Origin of the sequence: Mesorhizobium sp. M5C.F.Ca.IN.020.32.2.1 (assembly GCF_004023105.1) — a bacterium.
In the GTDB taxonomy this organism is placed as follows: domain Bacteria; phylum Pseudomonadota; class Alphaproteobacteria; order Rhizobiales; family Rhizobiaceae; genus Mesorhizobium; species Mesorhizobium wenxiniae.
In genome coordinates this window covers 1-2,068 of the sequence record NZ_RZSX01001021.1, presented here as the reverse complement: position 1 = coordinate 2,068, position 2,068 = coordinate 1, and the positions used below count along the sequence as shown (strand labels likewise).

Below are 2,068 nucleotides of genomic sequence, written 5' to 3'. Positions count from 1 at the left end.
AGTCGCCACCGTCATCAACTCGCTGGCGCTGCGCACTTCGCTGAACAAGATCGGCGTCGACGCGGTGGTGCTGTCGGCAATCGCCATGCCTGAGCTTTGCGAGAGCTTTTCGCAGCGTCAAGCGACCGCCTACATGAACCAGGGCAAGGTCGTCATTTTCGCCGGCGGCACCGGCAATCCTTTCTTCACCACCGATTCGGCCGCGGCGCTGCGCGCGGCAGAAATCGGCGCCGATGCGCTGTTCAAGGGTACCCAGGTCGACGGCGTTTATTCGGCAGATCCCAAGAAGGACCCGAATGCGACCCGCTTCGAGCGCATCAGCCATGGCGAAGTCATAAGACGCGGTCTTTCGATCATGGATACGGCCGCGATTGCACTTGCGCGCGAAAACAACATCCCGATAATCGTCTATTCGATCCACGAGAAGGGTGGTTTCGGTGATATTCTGCGGGGCGGCGGCCGTTGCACGGTCGTCACGGACGACTGATCGGGAGCCCGATCCCGAACCGAAGGTTTCCCGTAGGCGAAAGCGGGAACCGGTTTTCGGATTGAGGCTTGAATACGGGATTACCCTGAAGTGAACCCGGCTAACGGGTCGAGGAGACGATGATGAGTGGCGAATACGATGATCTCAAACGGCGCATGGACGGGGCGATCGCTGCGTTCAAGCACGATCTGGCTTCGCTGCGGACCGGCCGCGCTTCGAGCAACCTGCTCGACGCGATCCAGGTGCAGGCCTACGGCACCACCATGCCGATCAACCAAGTGGCAAACGTGTCGGTGCCGGAGCCGCGCATGATTTCGGTTTCGGTCTGGGATAAGTCGATGGTCGGCGCGGTCGATCGCGCCATCCGTGAATCCAATCTCGGCTTCAATCCGATCGTCGATGGCACCAATCTCAGAATTCCGCTGCCCGAGCTCAACGAACAGCGCCGCAAGGAACTGGTCAAGATCTCGCACGGTTATGCAGAGAATGCCCGTATAGCCGTGCGCCACGTGCGCCGGGACGGCATGGAGTTTCTCAAAAAGGCGGAAAAGGACGGCGATATAAGCGAAGACGATCATCGCAAGCGGTCCGACCAGGTTCAGAAACTCACCGACGAGACGATCAGCACCATCGACCATCTGCTTTCCGATAAGGAAGCTGAAATCATGCAGGTTTAGGGTCTGGCCACTGCTGGCTCGAAAGCGAGAACATGACAAGCCCCGCGCATGTCGCGATCATCATGGACGGAAACGGACGCTGGGCCAAGGCGCGTGGCTTGCCACGGCTTGCTGGGCATCGTGCCGGCGTCGAGGCGCTGCGCAACACGGTGCGAGCCGCTCCTGGCCTTGGCATCTCGTTCCTGACCGTCTACGCCTTCTCGTCGGAAAACTGGTCGCGGCCGAAGTCCGAAGTCAGCGATCTGATGGGCCTGTTGAAAATCTTCATTCGCCGCGATCTCGCCGAACTGCACCAAAACGGCGTGCGGGTCAGGATCATCGGCGACAGGGCAGGGCTGCAGCCTGACATCAGGACCCTGCTTGAAGAGGCCGAAACCCTGACCGTCCACAACGACGCGCTGACCCTGGTCATCGCTTTCAACTATGGCGGACGCGACGAGATCGTGCGCACAGCGCGCAAGCTTGCCTCGGCGGTGGCGCGCGGCGAGCTCGACAGCGAGGCGATCACGGCCGAATCCTTTGCCGGCTCTCTCGACACCCAGGGTATTCCGGATCCGGAACTGGTCATCCGTACCAGCGGCGAGCTCAGGCTGTCGAATTTCCTTCTGTGGCAAGCGGCCTATAGCGAGCTTGTCTTCCTGCCTTGCTACTGGCCCGATTTCAGCCGCGAGCATTTGGCCGACGCATTGCGTGACTTTGCCAGTCGCGAGCGCCGTTTCGGCGGTCTGGGCGCTCAAGACGTCGCCGTGACGGCCAAGGGATGAGCAACCTCCAGCTTCGGGTAATTTCTGCCGTCGTGCTTGCGGTCGTCACTCTCAGCCTGACCTGGCTGGGCGGACTGCCCTTCCGGTTGCTTGGCGCGGCAATGACGATTCTGATTTTCTACGAATGGTCACGTATGTGC

3 protein-coding genes and 1 pseudogene are annotated in these 2,068 nt (G+C 60.6%); all 4 read left to right on the top strand.

Annotation, left to right across the window (positions count from 1 at the left end):
- Positions 1-487, top strand: a 487-nt coding sequence (locus EOA86_RS32295; protein ID WP_164892213.1) for a uridine monophosphate kinase, incomplete at its 5' end; no start/stop codon positions are given.
- Positions 488-609: 122 nt separating this feature from the next.
- Positions 610-1,164 (top strand): ribosome recycling factor, encoded by a 555-nt coding sequence (gene frr / locus EOA86_RS32290; RefSeq protein ID WP_036267909.1) that lies wholly within the window; start codon positions 610-612, stop codon positions 1,162-1,164.
- A gap of 32 nt (positions 1,165-1,196) precedes the next feature.
- Positions 1,197-1,928, top strand: coding sequence for an isoprenyl transferase (locus EOA86_RS32285; protein WP_029352770.1), 732 nt, complete (start codon positions 1,197-1,199; stop codon positions 1,926-1,928).
- A pseudogene (locus EOA86_RS40845) lies at positions 1,925-2,068 on the top strand (phosphatidate cytidylyltransferase); the annotation flags it as partial. The gene EOA86_RS32285 and the pseudogene EOA86_RS40845, both read left to right, overlap by 4 nt.